This window comes from Mesotoga sp. UBA6090, from assembly GCF_002435945.1.
Taxonomy (GTDB): domain Bacteria; phylum Thermotogota; class Thermotogae; order Petrotogales; family Kosmotogaceae; genus Mesotoga.
Genome location: NZ_DIXC01000060.1, coordinates 101,698 through 123,167, shown reverse-complemented (window position 1 = coordinate 123,167; position 21,470 = coordinate 101,698). Strand labels below are relative to the sequence as shown.

Below are 21,470 nucleotides of genomic sequence, written 5' to 3'. Positions count from 1 at the left end.
GTGAGATGATGCTTGTTTTTCTAGACACAGTAATATATTACTTATATTTCATAATGACCGGAGTGTTTGCCTTTCTTCTTCTCAGAAATCTCTTCAAAAGGGAGAGAAGAAAAGGCTGGGTTTACGATATTGTCTATTCCTATGTCATAATGACCTTTATTCTCAGAATAATCGGGATCAAGTGAGGGGTGAATGTTATGAAGAATTCCTTTAGTCTGAAAATCCTCTTCCTTGTCCTATCAGGTATTCTGGGCGTTCTTGGCGCAATAGAGTTCTGGGAACTGAGACATTACAAAGAGACAGTAGTTGTCTCAGAGGACTTCACGGAGCGGATTATGCTTAGTGAATACCTTCCAAGCCTTAAGGGAACTTGGGGCGATACTCCCATCTACATCTATGATTCAGGTGTTCCAGGAGGTTCAATGCTGATTTTGGGTGGAACTCACCCTTACGAACCAGTTACGACTGTCGCAGCGTATGTAGTGATGGAAAACATAAAGGTTGAAAGCGGAAAAGTCTATATTATTCCTCATGCGAACATGAGCGCCTCGACACTTGGAATGCTCGGCAACGCTTACCCTAAGTATTTCTCCGTAGAGACGCCATGGGGTGAGCAGAAGTACAGGATAGGAGATAGAGGAACAAATCCGCTCGATCAATGGCCCGATCCATTTACCTACGTTCACTATCCATCCGGTCAGAACCTCGCTTACCAGGACATCCGGAATCTGAACAGGACTTTCCCTGGCAGACCAGATGGGACGCTCACAGAAAGAATCTCGTTTGCAATAATGGAACTCATAAGAAATGAAGATATGGACATTTTCTTTGATTACCACGAAGCGTCTCTTATGTATCCCGTCGTAAGTACTTACGTTGCCCACGATGATTCAATGGACATTGGAATGATGGCGGCAATGATGTTAAGTGCAACGCAGTTCCCGATGAAAATAGAAGCCTCTCCAAAGAATCTCAGGGGTCTAACACACAGGGAAGTCGGAGATTTCAGTGACACTCTCGCGCTTCTTATGGAGACTCCTGAACCATTTATCGATAGGGTAGTTGGAAAGATGACAGAAGAACTTATGGTAGATGGAATTGACGAATTCCTACAGACTGCCGCGGAAAAGGGTCTTCTATACTGTGACTACGACATCAAAGAAGGTTTCCAGGACGCACTGGGAAACACAATTATTGGAGCTCCTCTCGACTACAGGGTTGGAAGGCATCTATCTGGAACTCTGGAGGCCATCAACTGGCTAAATCAATTCTTCCCGGAAAAGGCAATGAGTGTTTCATTCCCGGACTACATCGAAGTAATGGAAAACGGTACGGGATACTACCTGCATGATCCATCAAAAGCAGATAAATCGAGAGTCTTTGAAAACTGAGGTCAGAAGTTTGATTCAAGAAAGACGGTTCCACAATCCGAAGGGGTAAGGATATGGGAATTAAGGTAAGAAGACTTTTGGCTGTGACAGTAGTAATCATGACAAGCTGACTGGCTTAAGTTTGGAGATTATTTGGTCGGAAACTATTGTGCTTACAGAATCAATTTCGGTACAGGTTTGCCTAAAGAGTGAAGAGAAGTCCTGGACTCCTTGAATAACCAGGATTACTAAGGATCTTGTCGACTAACTTGCATTTCATCTGGGAGGTGGGATCAGAGTCATATTACTGAAGCTGTAAAGTTCTTTGGCAACTACAAATTTATTCTAGAAGGGGTGATGTACTTTTATGAAGAAAGCGTTAATAGTCCTGATTGTGGCACTTATTACTTTAGGAAGCGCCGCTGTAGCGTGTACAATCCTTGGTGTTGGTAAGGATGCAATGGTCGACGGAACTACCATAATCACACACAACGATGACTCCACAAGCGCCGATTTCCGTCTTTGGATCATTCCGGCGATGGATTGGCCGGAAGGCTCCATGAGAGATATCGTTCTTGACTCTCACAACTATATCGATTACGGTAATTACCCGGAAGTCAATATCGGCACAAGGGGTACTCTCATAGGCCAGATTCCTCAGGTTCCTCATACGTACCAGTACTTCCACTCAAGATACTCCTTCATGAATGAAAAGGGAGTTGCAGTTAGTGAGTCGACATTTAGCATCGACACTAGCACAGATTATGGCAAGGAAGTAAGAAAGGTTCTCTGGACAGACAGCATGGGAATCATCGACTGCTGGACTGCCCAGGACATTGCTCTTGAGAGAGCGGCAACCGCAAGAGAGGCCGTAAGAGTCATGGGGGACCTTGTCGAACAGTATGGATGGAGCACAGTTGGCGGCGGCGGAGAAACAATGACTGTTGCCGATGGTGAAGAGTGCTGGATTGTTGAGTTCTACTGAAGAGATATCTGGGTTGGTGTAAGAATTCCTAGCGACCACTTCACGGTTGCTGCGAACAGAGCAAGGATCATGGAAGTCGATTTCGAAGACACTGACAACGTAATGGCTTCTCCAAACATCGTGTCCTTTGCGGTTGAGCAGGGCTGGTATGATCCCAGTTCAGGCAAACCCTTCAATGTCGCCGAAATCTATGCTCCAAATGACAGTCTTTACGCTACAAGAAGAGAGTGGAGAGCATTTGATCTAGTTGCCCCATCACTGGGTCTGAGCCCACACGATGTAAGATTCCCTCTTTCTGTCAAGCCTGACAGACTGCTTACGGTTCACGACATATTTGTGATTAAGGGCGATTACTATCAGGGAACGGATTACGATCTTACTGTAGGACTTGCCGCCGGACCCTGGGGCGATCCTCTCAGATATGCAAATACAGGCAGGACTGGCTCTTGGGAGAGAAGCATAAACATGCACAGAACTTGCTACGTCCACATCGCCCAGACAAACTCTGCCTATGCAGAACCATTCAAGGGAATCAGCTGGTTCGGTTACGGCGCGCCCGATACAACTTACATAGTCCCATTGTGGCCGATAATGAGAGAACTACCAAAGTTCTACGAAACTGGAAGCAGATTTGAAGAATTCAGAAGAGACTCCGGTTGGTGGGTAAACTCTTACGTCCAGCAGATGGCAGAGCTTCACTACAACCTTGCAATCCAGGATATCAGAAATTACAGGGATCCCAAACTGGAAGTTCTCTACAAGGTTACACCGGAAGTTCAGAAGATCACTACTGATATGTATGAGATAGATCCGGAAGCTGCCATTGATTTCGTCTCCAACTACGCCTTCATGAACGCGGTAGCATGGCACGAAGAATGGAAGCTTCTTGGTGACAGGCTTCTCGGGAACTATGCTCTCGGATATGTGAATTTCAGGTCCTCACCATATCCCGATTGGTGGAACGAGGCAATCGGTTACGGTTTCCCTGAAAGATAATTGATTTTCGACTCAGAAGCGGCCATTGCGGCCGCTTCTTCTTTTGCCCCCGTTTTCCAGAGACCCTACTACTCGAAGTCTCTCTGAACAACAAGATTGTTCAGGCTTTTTTTCGGGATTCAACAGATGCTTTGCTGCAGCTGCAATGAAGATGATTGTCGTTATTGAAAAAGGACTCTCTTCCTGTACAAAACTGCCTGAACTTGTGATAACATCTCTCAGTATGGAAGTCAAACTGGAAAGGAGTGGCAAAGGTGCAGAACATAGACAAGATCATGGATCTCGTGGAAGAGCTTTTCGACGAACTCGAAATTGTAGATGTTCAGGAGCTTACCGAGGCGTTGCCAGATATGGAGCAGGATGAAGTGACTGAGTTGAGATCGAGTATTGAGGAGTGGATTGATGGCCTTGACGAGATCGTTGCTCGCTTGCCAGAGTTACAGGCGTCGATTCTCGAGCTAAAGGGTGATCTTGAGAGATTAAACGATTCCGTTGTTGAGATCGAAGAGAATTTTGAAGAAGACTGATACAGCGTCATTGAAGGGGCCGAATGGTCCCTTTTTTGGATTTGAGATCGGGCCGAAGTCGGAAGGATCGACCTTGAAGTCATCGTTCAAGCATCAGAAGGATAGACTATAACAGCCTCCGATAGCTCTTCAAGTAACGAGGAGTCGTATAGCCTGTGAATCACGTACTTCACCAGCAGCTCTTCCGGAACGAATTTGTCTAGTTTCTCGCCAAAGAGCCCATACTGCTTTCTCAACTCAGTCGGTGTTTCTAAGAGAAAGGTTGATAAGAGCCCTGACATTTCACGACTTTCCATATTCGAGATTAAACGCAGCATCTCATGAACCTCGTCAATGTCTGCTCCACTCCTCACTACTACACTGTGCCAGTTAGCACTCACTGCTTTTAGACCGGGAACAGCCTTTATGCACAGAGAAAGAAAGATGTTGGACATATCGCCTGCAAAGGTTTCTATCACTATGCTCTTTTTGAATTTTGAAAGTGAAATCAAAGCAGAAGAAGCTTGGTGATTGTCGAAAAAGTCAAGCAGCATCTGTGAAGCGTCCGATGATAGAAAGACTCCATCGGGTATCTTCAGCTCATTCAACGAGGACCTGATAGATCGCGCAAATTCTTTTGTCATCAACGAGCTGCCTCCAAACCATGAAGGAGTTTTTCCACTGCTTCCGGGAATCACGGTTACGGTTTTCCTACCGGCATTGACTTCCTTGACCAAATAAGATCGTCCACCTAGAAGGAAGCTGACTTCATCGTCTGAAGAGCTACTTAGCACTGCAGGATGGATCTTTCCTATCTCATGTCCACTGAGCTGAACCGAATATTCAAATCCGCCGGGAAACAGGACAACGAAATCCATCTTTTCCTTTCCGCTTCCAAGAATTTCGGCCGTGGCGGCTCCTGAGATTAATGAAAGGCCTCTCCTGGCAAGAAAGGCCTCTTTCACAAGGTGATTCACCAGAATCCCGAATTCCTCGGTCTCGACCTTTCTGAAAGGAAAGGCTTTTTTGAGAAGTGCCAGGTCCTCCGTAGAGAGAAAGCCCCTGGTTCTAGCAAGCCCAATCAACTGGTGACCCAACAATGGAAGATGATAGTCGCTGGGTAGAAGGGGTTCGACAGATCCCTCACTCAACATTCGCAAAATTCCCAGAAGGTTGTACAGACTTTGTGGATCCTCTACGAAGACCGAAACTGAAGACTTGTTTCCCTTTCGCCCCGCTCTGCCGGCCCTTTGAAGAAAAGAAGCCGTCGACGGCGGAATCTCAAGGAAAATCACTCGGTCAATGTCTCCGATATCTATGCCCATTTCCAGAGTTGACGTAGCAACTATTGCTCTTAGTTTATTATCTTGCTTGAATTCCTCTTCGATTTCCACTCTGAGCGTTTTCGATACTGAACTGTGGTGAACGGGAACCTCTATTCCTAGAGCTTTGGCTCTGGCAGCGAATTCCTCAGCGCGCGCTCTTGAGTATGAAAAGACAAGAATCTTATCTTCAGTCTCTTCAAGAAGCTTTGAAAGATATTCGGCAGGAACTACTTCTCCTTCAGTGAGAACTTCAATCGTTCTCTTGCTTCTGTTTTCATCGGTCACGATCACTGAATCTCTCTCTGAACTACCTTTGAGCCACTCCAAAAGCAGTTCAGGATTTCCTACCGTGGCGGACATTGCGATTCTCTGTTGATCTACACCGGAAAGAATCTTGATTCTCTCCATGAGTGAAGCGAGTTGAGCACCTCTCGGAGAGTCAATAAAGGCGTGAATCTCATCTACAATTATGAATTCAAGACTGGAAAGCAAATCACTGTTCTCACTCAGAAAGATCCCTTCAACTGATTCCGGTGTCGTGACAAGTACCGAGGCTTCTCTTGCAATAGGCAACTTCTCTGATTTCGTCAGATCTCCGTGCCACTTTGCCGCTACTAGTCCAAACGGTCTTAGCATGAGCTCAAGGCGAGATGTCACATCGTTGATTAACGATTTGAGTGGTGCAAAGTAGATGCATTTCAATCCGGCGGGAAGCTCTAGCAGTCTGTTGATGACGGGAATCATCACTGCTTCTGTCTTGCCAGAAGCAGTGCCCGCTATCAACAGCAGATTCTTTCCATCAAGAACTGATGGAATAGTCCTATTCTGAATCTCTCTAAAGCTCTGCCAGCGATATCTATATGAGAACAGGTCTATCAATCTCTGATTAAGTCTTGGATCTATTACCATAGACGATCAGCAGCTTTCACCGAGTTCGAGTCTCCAATTTCATCGGACTTCTTACCAAGTCTCAGAGAGTCGAGTAGTTCAACCGTAAGCTTTGCGACTTCTCTGATGGAAGGTCTTAATTTCCCATCGATTCCTGTGTATTGCTTCATGAGGGTATCGATAGTCTTTTCTTCAAAAGCCGCGTCTGCTGCGAATGAATAGCAACTGGAGTAAAGCGTCTTGATTTGCTTGATTAGCTGTTTCAGATCATCTCTTCCCAGTGGTTCGAGATTGAGAATCATGGTTTTTCCACTGCTATCACCCGATATGTTTTTCATTCTGTCGTACAGAGCGTGGTAGGATGCTATTCCCCTGTGTTTATTCTCGAACCACATGTCCGTCCCAAGCCACAAAAAGTAAGTACTCTGCAGAAATCCTGAAGACATCTTGTCAATTATTTCCCGGAGCTGATTGAAAGTCCTATCCCTAACATCTCTCCTTCTATTCATAGTTGATTCGAGTTCATCCATGATTATTATGAGACCTGGTACCTGCAAAGTATCCATCAAAGAAGTGAAAGACTTCAAAAAGTTCCAGCCGTCATCCTGCAGGAAGTGGTATATCCCGTGTTTCTTCATAGTTCTTCTGTCCACGCTGTCTCCAACAAGATATGCATAGAATTCCTCGCCAGGAGCCCCCTTACCTGCGCTGGCAACATAGGCTGCGCAAAAGTGAGAAAACATTCCGTTAGGATCATAATTGTCTCTTGTTGATAGATATTCTCTTACTGAATGCACATCATCAGCGGGGATCTTCAGTTCCTCCATTTCAGTAAGAGTCTTTTCTGCCCATGCTCTGAGAAACATTTTCAAAGGATTGCCGTTAATACCCACCATTGTCATGTTCTTCATTATCGACCGGAAAAATTCATCCTGCTTATGAAGAGTGTCGTAGTCCTTTTCTGAAAGGCAGGAAATCATCAATCCCTTTTCCCTGGAGATATATTCGGCGTACCTTGCGAGAGTTGTTTTGCCCAGACCGTATTCGCCGAGAAAGACCCTAACTTTGCTCTTTCCTGAGAGAACATAGTCAATGTCATTTTCGATTTCCTTTGTATATTTTTCTCGGCCAGTCAAGATCTCCTTTACATAATCAACCGGAACCGCGGTTCCGGCCCTTATTGCCTCAAACATGGGGTGGTAATCCACAGAAATCTCCTTTCACTTTGCATTATTCATCTGAAGCAAACCTTGCCCTAAGCAGGTCCCTTGTCTCTTCATCAAAGTTGTATCCCCAGACCAGCTTTGGAACATCACCGCTAATCACTTCAATAAGCGCTTTTCCACCGCTAGTAACTTTCGGCGCAACAACGAAAACACTCCAAAAAGTCAGTCCGAGTTCCTGAAGGGTGTACTCCTTTTCCGGCTCACAAGAGAGAATTTTGCTGACAGTCTTCCGGGTTTTTCCCGAGAGTGCTTCGATTTTCTCTTCAAGCTCTCTGAAGCCATCTCTTTCGTCATGAACTGGCTCCGAAGAAACGGGGCTAGCCTCGGCCGTTTCCAATTCAGGAAAGAGATATGCCCACTCTAGCTCATTCATTCTCTTGGCAGACCATTCCAGTTCATAATGAAGAGAGTTTATCTTCTTGAGCAAATCTGCTGATATGAGGTCTTTTTCCTCGATTTCGGGTGCTTCGAGAATTTCGGCTCCATCATCCTCCTCTATGAGCCTTTCAGCTATCAGGTCTTCAACTGTTTTCTTATCATCATGGTATTCTGAAGCTTCCTCATGAAATTCTGTCTTATTTCTGGTTTTCGCTTTCAAAGGCGCGGGAAGGCCATTTTGTGGATACTCTTTCCACGAAGACATAATTCGAGCTTCCTTCAAGAACTCGATAAAAGTCCTTGCACTCTCTTCCTTTGCAAAGAAAAGCTTCATTAAAGGAACCCCGTAACCCGTCGCAGAGACGGTCACTACATAGTAATTGAAACACTCTATCCTTTCGTTGTTCTTAGCCTCTTTGTCAGGACCACCCCCGGGAAGGAGATACTTCCAGGTGTACCCAACGAAAAGTGCATCTTTACTGTCTAGGAAGGCTTCTCTTGAAAGTTTCAGCTCTTCCAACTTTGTCCTAATCGAGTTGAAAGGGAAGCTTCTCCCTGCTTTCTTGAGGCCCGACGATGTTATTGTAAGGTCATCAACCGTACAAAGAACAAAGACTCCGTTGCTCTCTTCTCCCTTTATTATGCGAAACTCACTTCTTCTTGACGAATACTTCACTGCCTCGCCTGCGTGAGCCAAAGGGTCTTTGATCTGTCGCTCTTCAACAATTGTCCAGCAAGCCCAACCGGCAATAGCTTTCTGAAAAGATGGGAGGATCTTACCACTTATCTTTTCGAAATACCACTTTCGGGTCTCTTCCCAATGGCTTTGACAAAGCCCGTACTCCGTTCTCGCCTCTTTTATTCCTTCTAGCCATGAAGCGAGAGTCCCATGCCTTCTGAACCCCTTTTCAAGGAAAGATACAAAGAGATTGTCAGGGATTTTAAGCCAGTTCATGAAAGTTGAAGAGTATTTCTTTATCTCTCTAATTATTGTTTCAAGTCGAGATAACTGAACCTCTATGCTGCTTTCGTCATATTCACCTACTGCCAGCTTAATCTGATTCTCCAGAAATCTGCAAACTCCTTCTTCATCAGGCGGAAACTGTGAGAGAAAATCTACCAGATCAGACTCAATCATTGGAAGCAATGAGCAGTCAAGGCAGAAAAGTCTTGATACAATTTCATTCAGGGGAAGTCTGACTCCTAAGTGATCAACGGTTCTCCGCACTCTTTCGTAGAGAATCTTGAGCTCCCTCAGACCTGTTACTAGAGATTCAGATTCATCGGCTATTTGATTAGCGTAATGAATTACTATTCTCTCAAGAATCTGAGGTGCCTCTTTGAAATAATCCAGAAAAGCCAGAAAGTTCTCTTCGAAGCGTGGTTTTTCCGTGGCTGCTTTCAAGAATACTTCAAGTAGGTCTGAGGTTTTGTCCGATGTTTCAGAAAGCAGTTCACCCTCAGCATTCCTGAATATGAAGGCATATCTAGTATCGAATAGTTTTTTGAAAAGATTCGCCACCAGTGGAGCTTTGAGAGATACTAGAGCAGCATTTGAATTCTCGATAAGCGGCTTCCAGTTTTTACCCTCAAGACTCTCATTGGCTTTCTCAATAACGTCTTCTTCAGACAAAAATGTAAAGAATTCCCGATAACGAGAATTAGACAAAGCAAATCCCTCACTTAAGGTGACTTCCAAGTTGATTATACTACACTTGAGAAGGCCGGTTAGCAGCCGCAGAATCGATCTTCTAGCGTTCGATTTCCCGGTCGATCAGCTCCGCAAGATCCATCAATCTCTCTGCAATGAGAGTTTTGTTCTGACAGGCTCGTAAGAATCTTTGATCTGATACAAGAGATGGAAGACTCTCCCCAATCTTCTCCAGTCTGGAAATTGCCAACAGAAGGTATGCGCCGTCAATTAGCTTTCTCACGATGCTAGGCAGTTTTTCTGGCTTATCGTATACTGTTCTTTCAATGTCTGAAAAGAGAAAGTTGATCGACTCAAGTATCACTTTGAACGAGAAAAGTAGAATGTCTTCTTTTGTTTCTAAAGGCAAGCTTTCAAGCCTTCTGAGCTCCGTCTTTATCTCTGCCACTGCCAGTCTAGATTGTGAAGGGTCTTCAAGATACTTCTCCATTCTCTCCACCGTTATTCCAAATAGATCGGCAATATCATCGGCGCTGCGACCTTCGGAGAGAAGCTTTCTCAAGAAGTCTTTCTTGCTCATAAAATCACCCCAGTTCAATTATATATCCTCTTTCCCAGCATTTTAAGAGCACTGGCAGTAGAACAGAAACCTTCTCAATCGATTTTGTGTTCTCGTGATGGGTTGATTATCGATGCATTTGTATTAGAATTTGTCTGGAGGTGGTACAATGAGAAAAACAATTCCGTTGATTATCGTTCTCTTTGCCGCCGTTATCCTATGTGCTAATGCTTTTCACTTTGGGTTTGGGTTTAATGGGTTGTTGGAAATTCCCGTCGAAGATCAGGAGTGGAGAGTCAGAATCATTCCCGTGTCTTCACTGTCAAGTGGAGGAGTCGTCGCTGGGGGCCTTGTCTTCAATGTACTCAGGGATAGGGGGTTCGCGATTCTCTCCGTTCTTCAACCCGAGAATCACCGCATTGTGGACACTTTTCATTGTGAAGCGATCGATGTCAATATCGAAAGACTGGAAGTCTTCGTTGCAGATGGAACTCACGGGCTAGAGATTTTCAAGTTCTTCGGACCAAACTTCTACAAACACATCCAAACAATACCTATGAAAGGATGGATTAGCTCTGTCTCGTACATTGACGATTATGTATTTGCTGGCAGCGAGCTTGATGGGCTTTTTGTAGTGAGGAGAGGAGAAAAGGAATTCGAATTGGTCGACCATATTCTGCCGCGGTATATAAATGATATTGAAAAAGGAATAACGGTAAACGCTATTGCAGGCTCGAAATACTCTTTCTATGTTGCCGCGGGAGATAGGGGGGTTCTGGTGTTCGAGAAAGACGGATTGACCCTTAGACAGAAATCCGAAATTCCTGTCAGCTACGCTATGGATGTAGCAGTTCTTGACGGGGAAGTTTTCGTGGCTGATTCTAGGGAGAGCAAGATAAAAGTATTCAGTGAGGCAGATAATGTTCTCAAGGAAAGCTTCAGCACAGACAGGACTCTTAGAGAGGTTGTACCCGTCGACGACTGGCAGCACAACAGGAAGCTTCTTCTGTGCCGTTTTGATGATTCAATTTCCATTTTTAGTAGAGATGATTTTCAGGAACTATTTTCCCTGAAAGGTGCGTTCTTTGGGATAATCGAACCAAGATACCTCTTTGGTTATCCCTTTCGCGAAGAGTGAAGCGATGCACCGCTGACGAAGTATTTCGACAGTGCGAGGAAGAGAACAAGGATAGGAATACTTGCTATGGCTGCGGCAGCCATCATTGCCCCTTCATTAGTATGCTTCTCCGTCGCGAATTTCACGACGTAAAGCGGAATAGTTTTCATCTCTTCGCTTTGCGAAATAAGCAGCGGCCATAGAAGGTTATCCCACTGGGTTCTAAATGTTAAAATTGCCAGAGTTGCGACAGCCGGTGCGCTGTTAGGAAGTATTATTCTCAAGAAGATGCTGAACTCTCCTGAACCGTCGATTCTTGCAGCGTCAATTATCTCATCTGGAAAGGTTATCAGATATTGCCTCATCAAAAAGATGCCGAACGCGTTTGTTAGAAATGGAAGAATAAGGCCGATATAAGAATTCTGAATCTTCAGTGATGTGGCTACCAGATAGAGAGGAATCATAATGGCCTCAAAGGGGATCATCATTGTGGCCATTATTAGCAAAAAGACAAGATTTCGCCCCCTGAAAGGGAACTTAGCCAATCCGTATCCTGTGAGAGCAGAAAGAAAAACAGTAGAAATCGATACTGTTCCGGCCACAATAAATGAATTTAGGATGTTTCGCGGAAAAATGAAACTCCCGTCGTTTCCCCTCAAAGCATGCCAGTAATTCTGCCAGTAAAGGTCTTTCGGTATCCACGGATACGGCATCTTCAGTATATCTCTGGAGGGCATTAAAGATGCGGTGAACATGAACACAATAGGAGCAAGGATAACAATGGCAGTTAAAATTAGGAAGGCCCAAATCAAGACATCAACTACGATTGATTGTTTCTTAATTGTCTTCATGATAACCTCCCTAATAGTCGACTTCTCCACCTGATCTGCTCAATCTAAACTGAAGCCAGGTGAAGAATAGCATCATAGCGAACAGCAAAATGCTCATTGCGCTCGCCCTTCCTATGTTGTGATCTCTAATTGCCGTGTTGTATATATTCAACGTAATGACATTAATTGGCTCAGTAGGGGTCCCTGATTGTGTGAAAAGATACTGAGTACTGAATGTCTTGAGACACTGTAGCATGGACATTATTGACACCAAAACAGTCGTGGGTTTCAGCAAGGGGAGGGTTATGTGCCAAAAGTCTTTCCAGCCATTGGCACCGTCTATTCGAGCCGCTTCGTGAAGGCTCTGAGGAATGCTGGCCAGTCCGGTAATAAATATGATTGTGAAGTAGCCGATGTACTTCCAGAAATAGACCAGTATTGTAGACAGCCTAGCCATTCCTGCTGTGGCGAGCCATTTGTAGTCTTTACCTACAGTTCCAAGCAATGTGTTCATAGTGGTGTTGGCCAGACCCCTTGGATCGAAAATCAGCAACCAGATCGCTGCGGCAACCACCGACGAAAGAACGGCCGGAGAGTAGAATGCCATTTGGAAGAATTTCTGAAATCTTCGTCTTGACATTATGCAAACTGCAAGAAGAAGACTGAATATGAGAATGGGAATGAAGGTACCCAAAGTGAAAATGAATGTTGCTTTCACCGAGTTCCAGAAGTCTGGCGACTTAAGCAGGTACTCGTAATTTGCAAAACCTATGAATGTTGGTGGACGAAGATCAAGAAGTCTCTTTCTGAAGAGACTTGTATAAAAAGCATTAATTATTGGGTAAAAAGAGAAGACGGCGAAAAAAGCAAGGGATGGGAGAACAAAGAACCATCCCCACCTTGCTTTTTTGTGCTCTATACCCCGATTTAAGATGTGTCTCAAAGGAAAGACTCACCCCTTTCTGAAAGAATTTGCCCGCCCAAAGGCGGGCGAATTCTCTAGTACTGATCGTCCAAGACTTCTTGAACCTTTCTGCGAAGAGTGTTGAGTGCGTCCTGGGAACTCCTCCCACTTAGCATAACTGATTCGACGGCCTCCTTTATGAGCGACTGGATCTTTGCAGAGCTCTCAGAGAAATAAACGACTGTTGACTTTTCGAGATCAGAGATGAAGACATCGGAGTAAGGGTAGTTCTTGAATGTCTCTGATTCGAGAAGATCGTTTGTTGGAATTATGATTGCAACCTCTTCAAGATATTCCTCCGCATGACTCAGCATATAAGAAATGAATTTCCAGGCCATTTCCTGATTTTCCTTCGGCTTCTGTGAATTGACCATGTAGTAGTGACCGTAAAAGTGGGCCGGGACATAATTCACAGCATTTTCGAACTGTGGGAAAGGAACGACCATAAACTCGCCGCTATCATAGAATTCCGGATTGTCGCGCTTTATTCTTGCTATTTGATACAGCCCGCTTGTGCACATGCCTATGTCGTTGTTGTCCATATTGAAGAGGCTTCTGGCGTTCTTGTACGTGGGCGACCCGAGATTTCGCCCATTTGGCCCCCAGGCAGCCATGTAATCAAGGAAATTGAGCCAAGCTTCATCGTTGATTATTGCAGTCTTGCCATCGTCGCTGACTAGCTTTCCTCCCATCTGTTCAACTAGAGGCATGAAAGCAACGAGATAGTACGGATACCTGAAGTCGAAGCCCCTTCGGGTAATGATCTCGCCCTCTCTTATGGTAAGTTTCTCCGACACTTCCATCATTTCTTCCCACGTCTTAGGATAGTCGACTTCCGGGTCGAGACCGGCATCTCTGAAAACCTTTTTGTTTAAGAAGATGCACCAGTTCGTAATCTCAAGAGGCAGCCCATAAACCTCACCTTCATATATCACCGGATGCAGTGTCCCAGGCAAATAGGACGCGAGTAGATCTTCCTTGTTAGCGAATCCTGCTGCTTCGTAACTTACAGGGGCGACTCTGCCATTTACGATGTAAGCAAATTCATCTTCAATTGACATATTGAAGATATCCGGCCCTTGATTAGCAGCAAAAGCTGTAAGTATAAGCTCTTGAATCTTCGTTGAAGACTGGGTTACCCTCTTTATTACCACATTGGGATACATTTCCTGGAATTCCTCAATGAAACGTTCTTCAAGTGGCGTTCTGTTAGGATCTTCGTGAGTCCAAAACTCCAGTTCGATGGTGTTTGCAGTTAGCATTGTAAAGCTCACAAGAAAAGCCATGAGTAGAGCAAAAAGAAAACGCCTATTCATTAAAAACACCTCCCCTTGGAATTGGAGCAACTGCTCCTAATGATATGATACAACTTTATCTCGAAATCAGAAGATTCTCTTGGGTCAATCAGGGCCATTGAAGGCCTTTCTTACAGAGATAATGATGTAGCATTAACTCATTCAAACAAATCGGAGCAATTGCAAGTCATATTCAAGGAGGTGGACTAATGAAAAAGACAGTGATTGTTGTGCTAGTAATGATTATTTCTTCTTTTCTCTCGGCATTTCACGTAAACTACACGGAGCTTGCGGTGCCGGAGTCTTTCGCCCTTGAGCAAAGCATCGGAAGCAAGACAAAGAATGTCAGCTTCTCTGTTCTTTCGAGAAGCGATTCCGATATAGTTTTTGTAATCATCTCCGGTTGGCTTTTTGATCCCAGAAACGATGAACAAGAGCTAGAGGCCTCGATCCAGTTGATTGGTAACGGAGAGTATTATGTGAGAAGAATTGCGATGGTTAGAGAAGGTATGTATTACGTGATAGACCCCTTCCTCCTGTCATTTGAAAGTGGGTATTCATTGGCGGTAATGGAGCTTAGAATAGACTATCACAGTCAACTGGAGGTTGAAATGAAAGATCTGAAGTATGAGAGCGTTTCTTTGCAGACAGATAGAAGGAGCGATCCGGGGCTTCTACTGGGAGAGATTCGTGAACAGGGGTTCGTCGAGACCAGAACTATAAGTGGAGAAGCAATTCTAATAATCGAGGCTGGAGAAAAGCCCACAGGAGGATACGATATAGGAATTAGAAGCGTCAGCCTTCTTGAAGACAACACTATCGAAGTCACTGCAGAACTGCAGTTGCCTGGAAGTGGTGACTTTGTTACTCAGGCCTTCACATATCCATATAAGGCGATCAAGATAATGGATCTCCAAGCCGGAGCTTACAGGCTTTCAGTTAGACTGGAGTCACTAAAGGATGGGGAATTGGTCGAGACCGCACTGTTCAACTCGAGTTTCTCCGTCGAGTGATCAGACCTTCGATTTTCCTTACATAAGCGTCGGCGTCGAATTTCCTTTTCAGACCATTTGAGTTCATATACCCAACTTTCCCAAATATTTGGCGTTCGGGCTATGCTCTATCGTGTTTTCAGAAGCACCAGAGAATGCCTGCATAACCATTTGGTCCCTGCCGTCGATTTCGTATTTGCCGTTTAGGTAAATTGCCAAGCGAATTGCAGTCTCTCGATCAGAGTTCCATTCAAGCAGTTTCTTTCCCCAGTACATTCTCATGTAGCCATGCATCTTTCCATTTAGAACCATTTCACTTTGAGCTGCGTTCCAGTAGGAATCATCTGTCTCGCTTCTTTCAAGTTGCGATAAGGAGTAAACGGGATCTCTCCCTCTGTCATTTCTATGTTCATTCGGGGTCTTCTGAGCCCAAGAAGGAAGCGACCTAAAGGAGTCATAGTCAGGATTGTAGAAAACGAAATTCGCGCTGAGTTCTCTCCTGACAATCAGCTCTTCAATATAGGCATCCGTTCCAGGTGTGTGAGACTCGAAGACTTTTCTGGTGATCCAGGATGGAGGAATTTGCGCAGTGGAGAAAAGGACTCATCTGCGAGAGACAATCACAGCTGGGATCATTTCTATCTTCCTCAAATCCATCTATTCTTAGTGCAATGAATCTCTTAAGCATGGTCTTTGCTGCTTCTTGGCCTCCACGATAATCGATTACAACGGTACACTTTGATCCAGATCAGAAAGAGAGAGTTCGTCTAGATCGAGTGAATCTTCGAATTCAATTCTTGGTCTGCTCGATATGAATTCTACGGGGGAAAAATCGTTTGCAAATTCCGGTACAAATTGCATTACCTTGCGTCTGAATGTGGCCGCGCTGTATTCTTCTTTGAAACTAGCTGTTTCCACAGGGACAACAACATTGGTTTCAACTGCTAACACAGAGCAATTCGCAACACTTGCGAGTTCTCTTCTCCAAGCAATCCGGTGTTTGAGATACCCGACGTCCGTGACGATCTCGGCACAGTGTTTCGACACAGATGGCAATATATCTGTGGGATTGCCTTTAAGAGCGACAAATCTTATTCTGGAATCCTCCAGACGATTCTTTGCATCTCTCAACCCATCCAGCATGAAGCTGAAGCTTCTTAGATTAGCCGATGGGTAATCGACAACCATTATGAAAAACACAACAAGCGGGACCCCAAGAGTCTTTGCTTCCTGCTTCGCAAACTCAAGTGCATGGTTCTCATCGGTCCTTTGAGAGGCCTGTATCCAGTACAAAACGAACTCTCCTCGTCCATTCTTTTCTTCGTTGAGCTTGTAAACTCTCTCGGCCTTCATTTCCCCGATCTTCCTTTGACCGAATCTGTTACCTCAACAAGCTTGATGGGTTTGGGTCTAAGAATGTTTGACGGAATAGATACTCGCTTTCAAAGACTACAACGTATGAACGAAGAATATGAAGAGGAACGCTAAGCGGTATCATCCCTTTTCGGTATCTTTCGAGCATATTCTGAAAGAACCTCTTTCTGAAGAGGAAATGTAGTCTGAAAAGTAACCATGTCCTTGCATCAATACATTTGTGTGCAAAGTGTGTTTCGGTGGGGTGGACATCATTTGTAGAAGTGATAGGCATAGTCATCATGAACGTCTCTAAGTTCTCTTGAGTTCATGTTTCCAACAATCCTTCCCATAATTCTCATTTCATTCTGATTGTAGGACATGAGCGGCAGCTTATTTTCTGATTGAAATTCAACAAGGCCCTTTCTAGTAAGCTGTTCGAAAGATCCCTGAAACGTGTGACGGTGAAGAGTTGTCCAGAAATGTTCTCTTATGATGTAATTGGATAATTTGCCTTCGTCTTCAATCGGAAGACAGCTCTATTTTGCAGGAGCAGCTCCTCCGAAAATCCGGCGTCTCTACCTGAGGATACCACTTTACCCTCTCCTGGACAGAGCTTCACATCCTTCACTCCACATGTAGGTGAAGCCGCTTTGAGAACAAAGCCAGCCACTCTTTCCAGGTTGTCGAGAAACTTGCTTGTTAAGACCGAAAGTCTTTCGGTAACTTCGATCCCTCTTAGAGATTGAACAAGCCTCATTCCATTAGTTTTAGAAACCATTCTTATGGGCGCTCCGGGAACACCAGCCCAATATCAAACTCGGGACATACGGTTGAGTAATTCACATATTTCCCCAACCTGCTTTCGAATTTGCTGGGAATCATCTGCCCGTTGTACCTGCAGCTTTCGAATCCTAAACATCTACTTACTACAACTTTCGGTCTGATCTGCGGCAACTGTTTAGCCTCCCTTTTTACTCTAGAAAGCCAGTTATCTCTTCAGCTACTCTTTTGGGATACTCGATAAAGGGAGCGTGCCCCGCACCCTCAATTACCGTTAGAATGCTGTCAGAAAGCTCTTTAGATAGCTTCTCTCCATAACTCAGGGGAGAAATCTTGTCTCGTTCCCCCCAAAGAATCAGTGTGCTGCAATCGATCTCACCAAGTGATTGTGAAAAGAGAGCTCCGTCGTTTCCCCGCATGAACTCATATAAGAAGGAGACGGGCATATGATCTACAAGCGCAAAGTACTTCCCAAACTCCTCAGACTTGAAGTTGCTTCGATTTCCAAGTCTTCTAAGATAGATGTATCTTTGAATTGGATATGTCTGATAAAAAAACCTCATTGCGAGCCAAGAAAGAATCTTGTTGCTTGATACAAAGTCGGGCAAGAAATCTCTCTCTCCATATGGAGAGGCATCTATTAAGACAAGGCTTTCCATTCTTTCCGGATAGTAATAAGCTAGATTCAGACCCACTTCTCCCCCCAATGAGTGGCCTATGACATCAGCCTTCTCAATGTTCAGAAGGTCCATCAAATCAACGGTAAGGTCGGCATACCCTTTCTCTGAATAATCACCCTTGTTAGAAGCGGTAGACAAACCAAACCCAGGTAGGTCTATCATGTAGATTCTTCTATTTGATGAAAGCAGCTCTGCAAGTTCTTGAAAGTCAACGTGAGATCCTGGGAATCCATGAATCATTAAAGTTGGCTTCCCTTCTCCAAGGATCTTCAAGAAAAGCTCCTCTTCATCCACTTTTAGATACCTTCCGTCTCTTTCTATCCGGTTGAAGTAGATTCTTGCCATCGTCACGCTAAAAATGCTGTTCACCACTACCAGTGCTATGCCGATGAGCAGGATCAGAAAGAGAGCCTTAACTACTTTCATCCGGGACACCCCATTTCAGGAAGTTCTGAAGTAACAATAAATAATATACCATCTTTTGTTGTGAAGGTCGTTTCGAAGTTGGTGGTACAGTTGCCATTGATTTATTGAAGCTGCAATCATCATTAGCTCTGCACGAAATAGCTCAGTACAAAGAGACGGTGAGCAAATCCCTGTTTTCTCTTTTTTATTCTACAAGAAGTTCAGCTGCTTACTCCGGGTTTAGATCGCCCTCTTCGAATTTTCTGATGATCTTTGAAGCCTCCTGAATCTGGCGATTTGCAAGCTCGAACCCCAAACTCGTCACCAGCTCTTACAATTTGCTCCTGGCAGTTGGATAAGAGATATTCAATTTTTTCTGAAGTTCTGAGAGATTACCTCTGTTCTTGATAAAAACCTTGAGAAAGTCTAAGCTAGTCAAGAAGGGAGAGCAGTTCGTCTTGTGAAAACGTCCCGATTATTTTAGTCCTGCAATTCTGACAGGCATACTCAGTGATTGCTAGAAGTCCGCCGCAGCTAGGACACTTGTCAAGTCGTTTCTTCATTGAGATCCCTCCATCCAGTAAGCAAAAAGACCGCAACCCCGATAAAAAATAATATCCGCTTTACTAGCTGAAAGTGGAAGGAATCAGTCTACTGAAGAATTTCAAATTTTAATAATGCACTTAATAAAAGTGGAGGTGTAAATTACAATGTTCAATTTCTAGATTGTAAAACAGACATTGTGTGCCAAGACACGTCGAAATTTCCTTCTTGTCGAATGTTGGTCAGTGAGATCGTGCAAAGTAAAACCAGAAATCCTCCGCATTTATGATACAGAGTGTGCCTTCAATAATGTATTTTCTTAAGCCAATGCAATGAGATTTTTCCGAGAAGTAACAGCCGATTCTCTATTCTATGATCGTCTGTTTCGTCTCTATACCCAGCTTTGATACAATTATCGCCGCAAGGATGCTAAGAGAAGACATGAATACCATTACGAGAAGAACGCTTCCGGTGATTCCCATGATCAAGCTTGTGAAATATGGTGCGATTATCCCCGCTGCTCGTGCCATGACTCCTGATGTTCCATTTCCGAGCGCGCGCATCTCTGTGGGATATAATTCGGGCGTATAGGCGTAGACCATTCCCCATGCGCCAAGAACAAAAAGAGAAATCAAGACGCTTGCGAACAAGAGAAGTCCGGAGCTGCTTACAAAGGCCATTATAATTGAAGAAACTGCCATCCCACCGAAAAAGAATGTGAGGGAGGGTTTTCTTCCGATCTTTTCAATAAGCAGTGCTGCGGTCAAATAACCGGGAAGCTGCATAATCAACATGAAGAAAGTGTACCAGAGTGATGAGACAGGAGTCAGGCCCTTAGACATGAAAATCTTAGGCGCCCACGTGTAAATTCCATAATAAACGAAACTTACCGAGAACCAGCTAATCCAGATCATGATTGTTCTTCGGGCTAGGCCACTCCTGAAAAGTCCAAGAAGTGGTTGCTTTGACTTCCTGTGCATTTCTATCTCTTCGTCGATGCTCCTTCCAAGTATCTTCTCCAGAGCGGACTTTCCCTTCTTCATGAACTCGTATTTTGGGCTTTCTGGAAGGAAGAAGGAGATTATTAGTAGAGGGATGCTGAATATTGCGAGAAAATAATATGACGAGCGCCACCCATAAGTGTTTAGTGTGATCATTGTGAATCCCCCGGTGATAATGCTGCCGATTGCCCAGCTAGATTCTAGAAGAGCAAGATAGAGACCTCGGATTCTTATTGATGAAAACTCAGTCAAGTAAGCATTGACGACGGGCAGAAGGCCGCCATAACCGAAACCTGAAATGAACCTTCCTAAGGTAAACATTCTCATCGAAAGAGAAGCTCCTGTAATTCCTGTGGCAGGACCGGCAATCAACAGAAGAAAAAGGTTCGTCCATTTTCTTCCGAATCTATCGGAAATTGCACCAGAAAAGAGTGCGCCTAATAGCATTCCTGCAAATACTGAGCTGGCCATCATGTTTTGATCTCCAGTAGTGTCAGCAAGATCAGCGATAATCGATGGAAGTGTGAGTGAGGTAATCATTACTCCACCGGCCACGAGCATCCACTCAAGTGAAGTCAAAATAAGCATCCTGGTTCTTCTGGCGGTAGTTACATACTTTTGAATTACTTCGTCAATGTTCATGAGAGCCTCCTTCAGGTAACCAAAAAGCCATTTCTTTTCAGTGTGTCTCTTATTCTTCCAAGAGCTTCTTCGGTATCTGCCTCTATTGTGTGAAGATGAACACCGTCCTTTGAAAGGCTAAGAAGTGGTACGGCATGAGATGCTTTCAAAGCTGCGATGAACCTGTTAAGATCGTCCATGTTTGACAGGTTCAGTTTTCCTTTCAGTTCTCCGTATACGGCATGAATTATGCTTACATCGATAACGCGTCCACCGGCTTTAATTATCTCTGAAAGCTCCTTATAAATGTCCTCTTCTGAATGTTTTACGGAAACGACCATTCTGCAGCTCTTTCTTTCATTGAGAACGTAGCCTCTCGGGGTCGACGATATGTTGAATTCTCTTTGTCTCAGTTCTTCTATGTCCTTCACTATCATCTGTCTACTGACACCGGTTTCCAGAGAGAGAGCCTGTCCCTTTACGGGACTGGTTGAACGTTTTAAGGCTTCAACAATGTAACGTTGTCTTTCTGGCTTCTCCATCTTTCACCTCCTGCAACAGTCACATTATAGCAGCTACTTTACAGTGAGTTCAATCAAAAAAATATGCCCCGAAGGGCACATCAAAGAATTCATTAAAGCTGGTGGCAAGGGACGGAATCGAACCGTCGACACACGGATTTTCAGTCCGCTGCTCTACCTGCTGAGCTACCTCGCCATCAATCTGGTGGAAGCGACAGGGATCGAACCTGTGGCCTTCTGCTTGTAAGGCAGACGCTCTTCCTCTGAGCTACGCTTCCACCACTGGCGCCCTCACGGGGATTTGAACCCCGGTCGCCGGCGTGAAAGGCCAGTGTCCTAGGCCACTAGACGATGAGGGCCGAAGCACGTATTTTATATTACACTATAAACTCTTCACGGTCAAGAGGTCGAGCTTCTTTCGTGGTCGCAGCACACCAATTTCTGAAGATCAACGGGCTTTAGGGAGGGTTTTTTCATGATA

General features: G+C 44.5%; 19 protein-coding genes, 3 tRNA genes and 3 pseudogenes. 6 read left to right on the top strand and 19 right to left on the bottom strand.

What is annotated here, in order from left to right; genetic code table 11:
* The first annotated feature begins 8 nt into the window (after window positions 1-8).
* The 4 genes and pseudogenes from B3K42_RS09825 (at window position 9) to B3K42_RS09810 (ending at window position 3,878) form a co-directional block, all read left to right on the top strand.
* Entirely contained in the window at window positions 9-185 is a 177-nt protein-coding gene (locus tag B3K42_RS09825) for a hypothetical protein (RefSeq protein ID WP_181419033.1), read from the top strand.
* A gap of 12 nt (window positions 186-197) precedes the next feature.
* Entirely contained in the window at window positions 198-1,391 is a 1,194-nt protein-coding gene (locus tag B3K42_RS09820) for a deacylase (RefSeq protein ID WP_292598547.1), read from the top strand.
* A 346-nt stretch (window positions 1,392-1,737) separates the two neighbouring features.
* Window positions 1,738-3,351 (top strand): annotated as a pseudogene (locus B3K42_RS09815) (dipeptidase).
* A 254-nt stretch (window positions 3,352-3,605) separates the two neighbouring features.
* A complete protein-coding gene (locus tag B3K42_RS09810; protein WP_110989967.1) occupies window positions 3,606-3,878 on the top strand; it encodes a hypothetical protein in 273 nt (90 codons plus the stop codon).
* Window positions 3,879-3,964: 86 nt separating this feature from the next.
* Here B3K42_RS09810 and B3K42_RS09805 read toward each other — a convergent pair whose 3' ends face one another.
* The 4 genes from B3K42_RS09805 to B3K42_RS09790 all read right to left on the bottom strand — a co-directional run bounded on the left by B3K42_RS09805 (window position 3,965) and on the right by B3K42_RS09790 (window position 9,905).
* The gene (locus B3K42_RS09805; RefSeq protein ID WP_110989968.1) at window positions 3,965-6,091 is read right to left on the bottom strand and encodes a DEAD/DEAH box helicase; all 2,127 of its coding nucleotides are present in this window, start codon (window positions 6,089-6,091) and stop codon (window positions 3,965-3,967) included.
* Window positions 6,085-7,278 carry a BREX system ATP-binding domain-containing protein gene (locus B3K42_RS09800; RefSeq protein WP_110989969.1) on the bottom strand — a complete coding sequence of 398 codons (1,194 nt, stop codon included), beginning with the start codon at window positions 7,276-7,278 and terminating at the stop codon, window positions 6,085-6,087. Before B3K42_RS09800 ends, B3K42_RS09805 begins: the two co-directional genes overlap by 7 nt.
* A 22-nt stretch (window positions 7,279-7,300) precedes the next feature.
* A complete protein-coding gene (locus B3K42_RS09795; RefSeq protein WP_292598545.1) occupies window positions 7,301-9,343 on the bottom strand; it encodes a hypothetical protein in 2,043 nt (680 codons plus the stop codon).
* A gap of 82 nt (window positions 9,344-9,425) precedes the next feature.
* Window positions 9,426-9,905 carry a hypothetical protein gene (locus tag B3K42_RS09790; protein WP_110989978.1) on the bottom strand — a complete coding sequence of 160 codons (480 nt, stop codon included), beginning with the start codon at window positions 9,903-9,905 and terminating at the stop codon, window positions 9,426-9,428.
* Window positions 9,906-10,053: 148 nt separating this feature from the next.
* On the opposite strand from B3K42_RS09790, the gene B3K42_RS09785 reads away from it, so the two are divergent.
* On the top strand, window positions 10,054-11,022 hold the full coding sequence (locus tag B3K42_RS09785) for a hypothetical protein (protein ID WP_110989970.1): 969 nt from the start codon (window positions 10,054-10,056) through the stop codon (window positions 11,020-11,022).
* On the opposite strand, the gene B3K42_RS09780 is transcribed toward B3K42_RS09785, so the two are convergent.
* From B3K42_RS09780 to B3K42_RS09770, 3 genes are read right to left on the bottom strand one after another with little or no spacing between them, the layout of a single operon-like run.
* Window positions 11,001-11,852: a carbohydrate ABC transporter permease gene (locus B3K42_RS09780; RefSeq protein ID WP_110989971.1), complete on the bottom strand. Its 852-nt coding sequence runs from the start codon at window positions 11,850-11,852 to the stop codon at window positions 11,001-11,003. The genes B3K42_RS09785 and B3K42_RS09780 overlap by 22 nt on opposite strands.
* 10 nt (window positions 11,853-11,862) lie before the next feature.
* Entirely contained in the window at window positions 11,863-12,774 is a 912-nt protein-coding gene (locus B3K42_RS09775; RefSeq protein ID WP_110989972.1) for a carbohydrate ABC transporter permease, read from the bottom strand.
* A gap of 56 nt (window positions 12,775-12,830) precedes the next feature.
* On the bottom strand, window positions 12,831-14,111 hold the full coding sequence (locus tag B3K42_RS09770) for an extracellular solute-binding protein (RefSeq protein WP_110989973.1): 1,281 nt from the start codon (window positions 14,109-14,111) through the stop codon (window positions 12,831-12,833).
* Between the two features lie 188 nt (window positions 14,112-14,299).
* Between B3K42_RS09770 and B3K42_RS09765 the strand changes: the two genes are divergently transcribed.
* A complete protein-coding gene (locus tag B3K42_RS09765) occupies window positions 14,300-15,103 on the top strand; it encodes a protease complex subunit PrcB family protein (RefSeq protein ID WP_110989974.1) in 804 nt (267 codons plus the stop codon).
* Window positions 15,104-15,166: 63 nt separating this feature from the next.
* Here the strand turns inward: B3K42_RS09765 and B3K42_RS09760 are convergent, their stop codons facing one another.
* The 12 genes and pseudogenes from B3K42_RS09760 to B3K42_RS09705 form a co-directional block, all read right to left on the bottom strand.
* Entirely contained in the window at window positions 15,167-15,394 is a 228-nt protein-coding gene (locus B3K42_RS09760) for a hypothetical protein (RefSeq protein WP_258367140.1), read from the bottom strand.
* Between the two features lie 411 nt (window positions 15,395-15,805).
* The gene (locus B3K42_RS09755) at window positions 15,806-16,435 is read right to left on the bottom strand and encodes a deoxyribodipyrimidine photo-lyase (protein ID WP_258367141.1); all 630 of its coding nucleotides are present in this window, start codon (window positions 16,433-16,435) and stop codon (window positions 15,806-15,808) included.
* Window positions 16,436-16,463: 28 nt separating this feature from the next.
* Window positions 16,464-16,788: pseudogene (locus tag B3K42_RS09750) on the bottom strand (DUF1722 domain-containing protein).
* 137 nt (window positions 16,789-16,925) lie between these two features.
* Window positions 16,926-17,320, bottom strand: a pseudogene (locus tag B3K42_RS09745) (DUF523 domain-containing protein).
* Window positions 17,321-17,409: 89 nt separating this feature from the next.
* A complete protein-coding gene (locus tag B3K42_RS09735) occupies window positions 17,410-18,324 on the bottom strand; it encodes an alpha/beta fold hydrolase (RefSeq protein ID WP_110989975.1) in 915 nt (304 codons plus the stop codon).
* A 310-nt stretch (window positions 18,325-18,634) separates the two neighbouring features.
* Window positions 18,635-18,742 (bottom strand): DUF2089 family protein, encoded by a 108-nt coding sequence (locus B3K42_RS13780; protein WP_220026557.1) that lies wholly within the window; start codon window positions 18,740-18,742, stop codon window positions 18,635-18,637.
* Window positions 18,735-18,866 carry a DUF2089 domain-containing protein gene (locus B3K42_RS09730; protein WP_220026558.1) on the bottom strand — a complete coding sequence of 44 codons (132 nt, stop codon included), beginning with the start codon at window positions 18,864-18,866 and terminating at the stop codon, window positions 18,735-18,737. The genes B3K42_RS13780 and B3K42_RS09730 overlap by 8 nt, the downstream gene beginning before the upstream one ends.
* 345 nt (window positions 18,867-19,211) lie before the next feature.
* On the bottom strand, window positions 19,212-20,489 hold the full coding sequence (locus B3K42_RS09725) for an MFS transporter (RefSeq protein ID WP_110989976.1): 1,278 nt from the start codon (window positions 20,487-20,489) through the stop codon (window positions 19,212-19,214).
* An 11-nt stretch (window positions 20,490-20,500) separates the two neighbouring features.
* Entirely contained in the window at window positions 20,501-21,010 is a 510-nt protein-coding gene (locus B3K42_RS09720) for a transcription repressor NadR (RefSeq protein ID WP_110989977.1), read from the bottom strand.
* Between the two features lie 99 nt (window positions 21,011-21,109).
* Window positions 21,110-21,185: transfer RNA gene (locus B3K42_RS09715), tRNA-Phe, on the bottom strand.
* Between the two features lie 7 nt (window positions 21,186-21,192).
* Window positions 21,193-21,267: transfer RNA gene (locus B3K42_RS09710), tRNA-Val, on the bottom strand.
* A gap of 5 nt (window positions 21,268-21,272) precedes the next feature.
* Window positions 21,273-21,348: transfer RNA gene (locus B3K42_RS09705), tRNA-Glu, on the bottom strand.
* Window positions 21,349-21,470 lie beyond the last annotated feature (122 nt).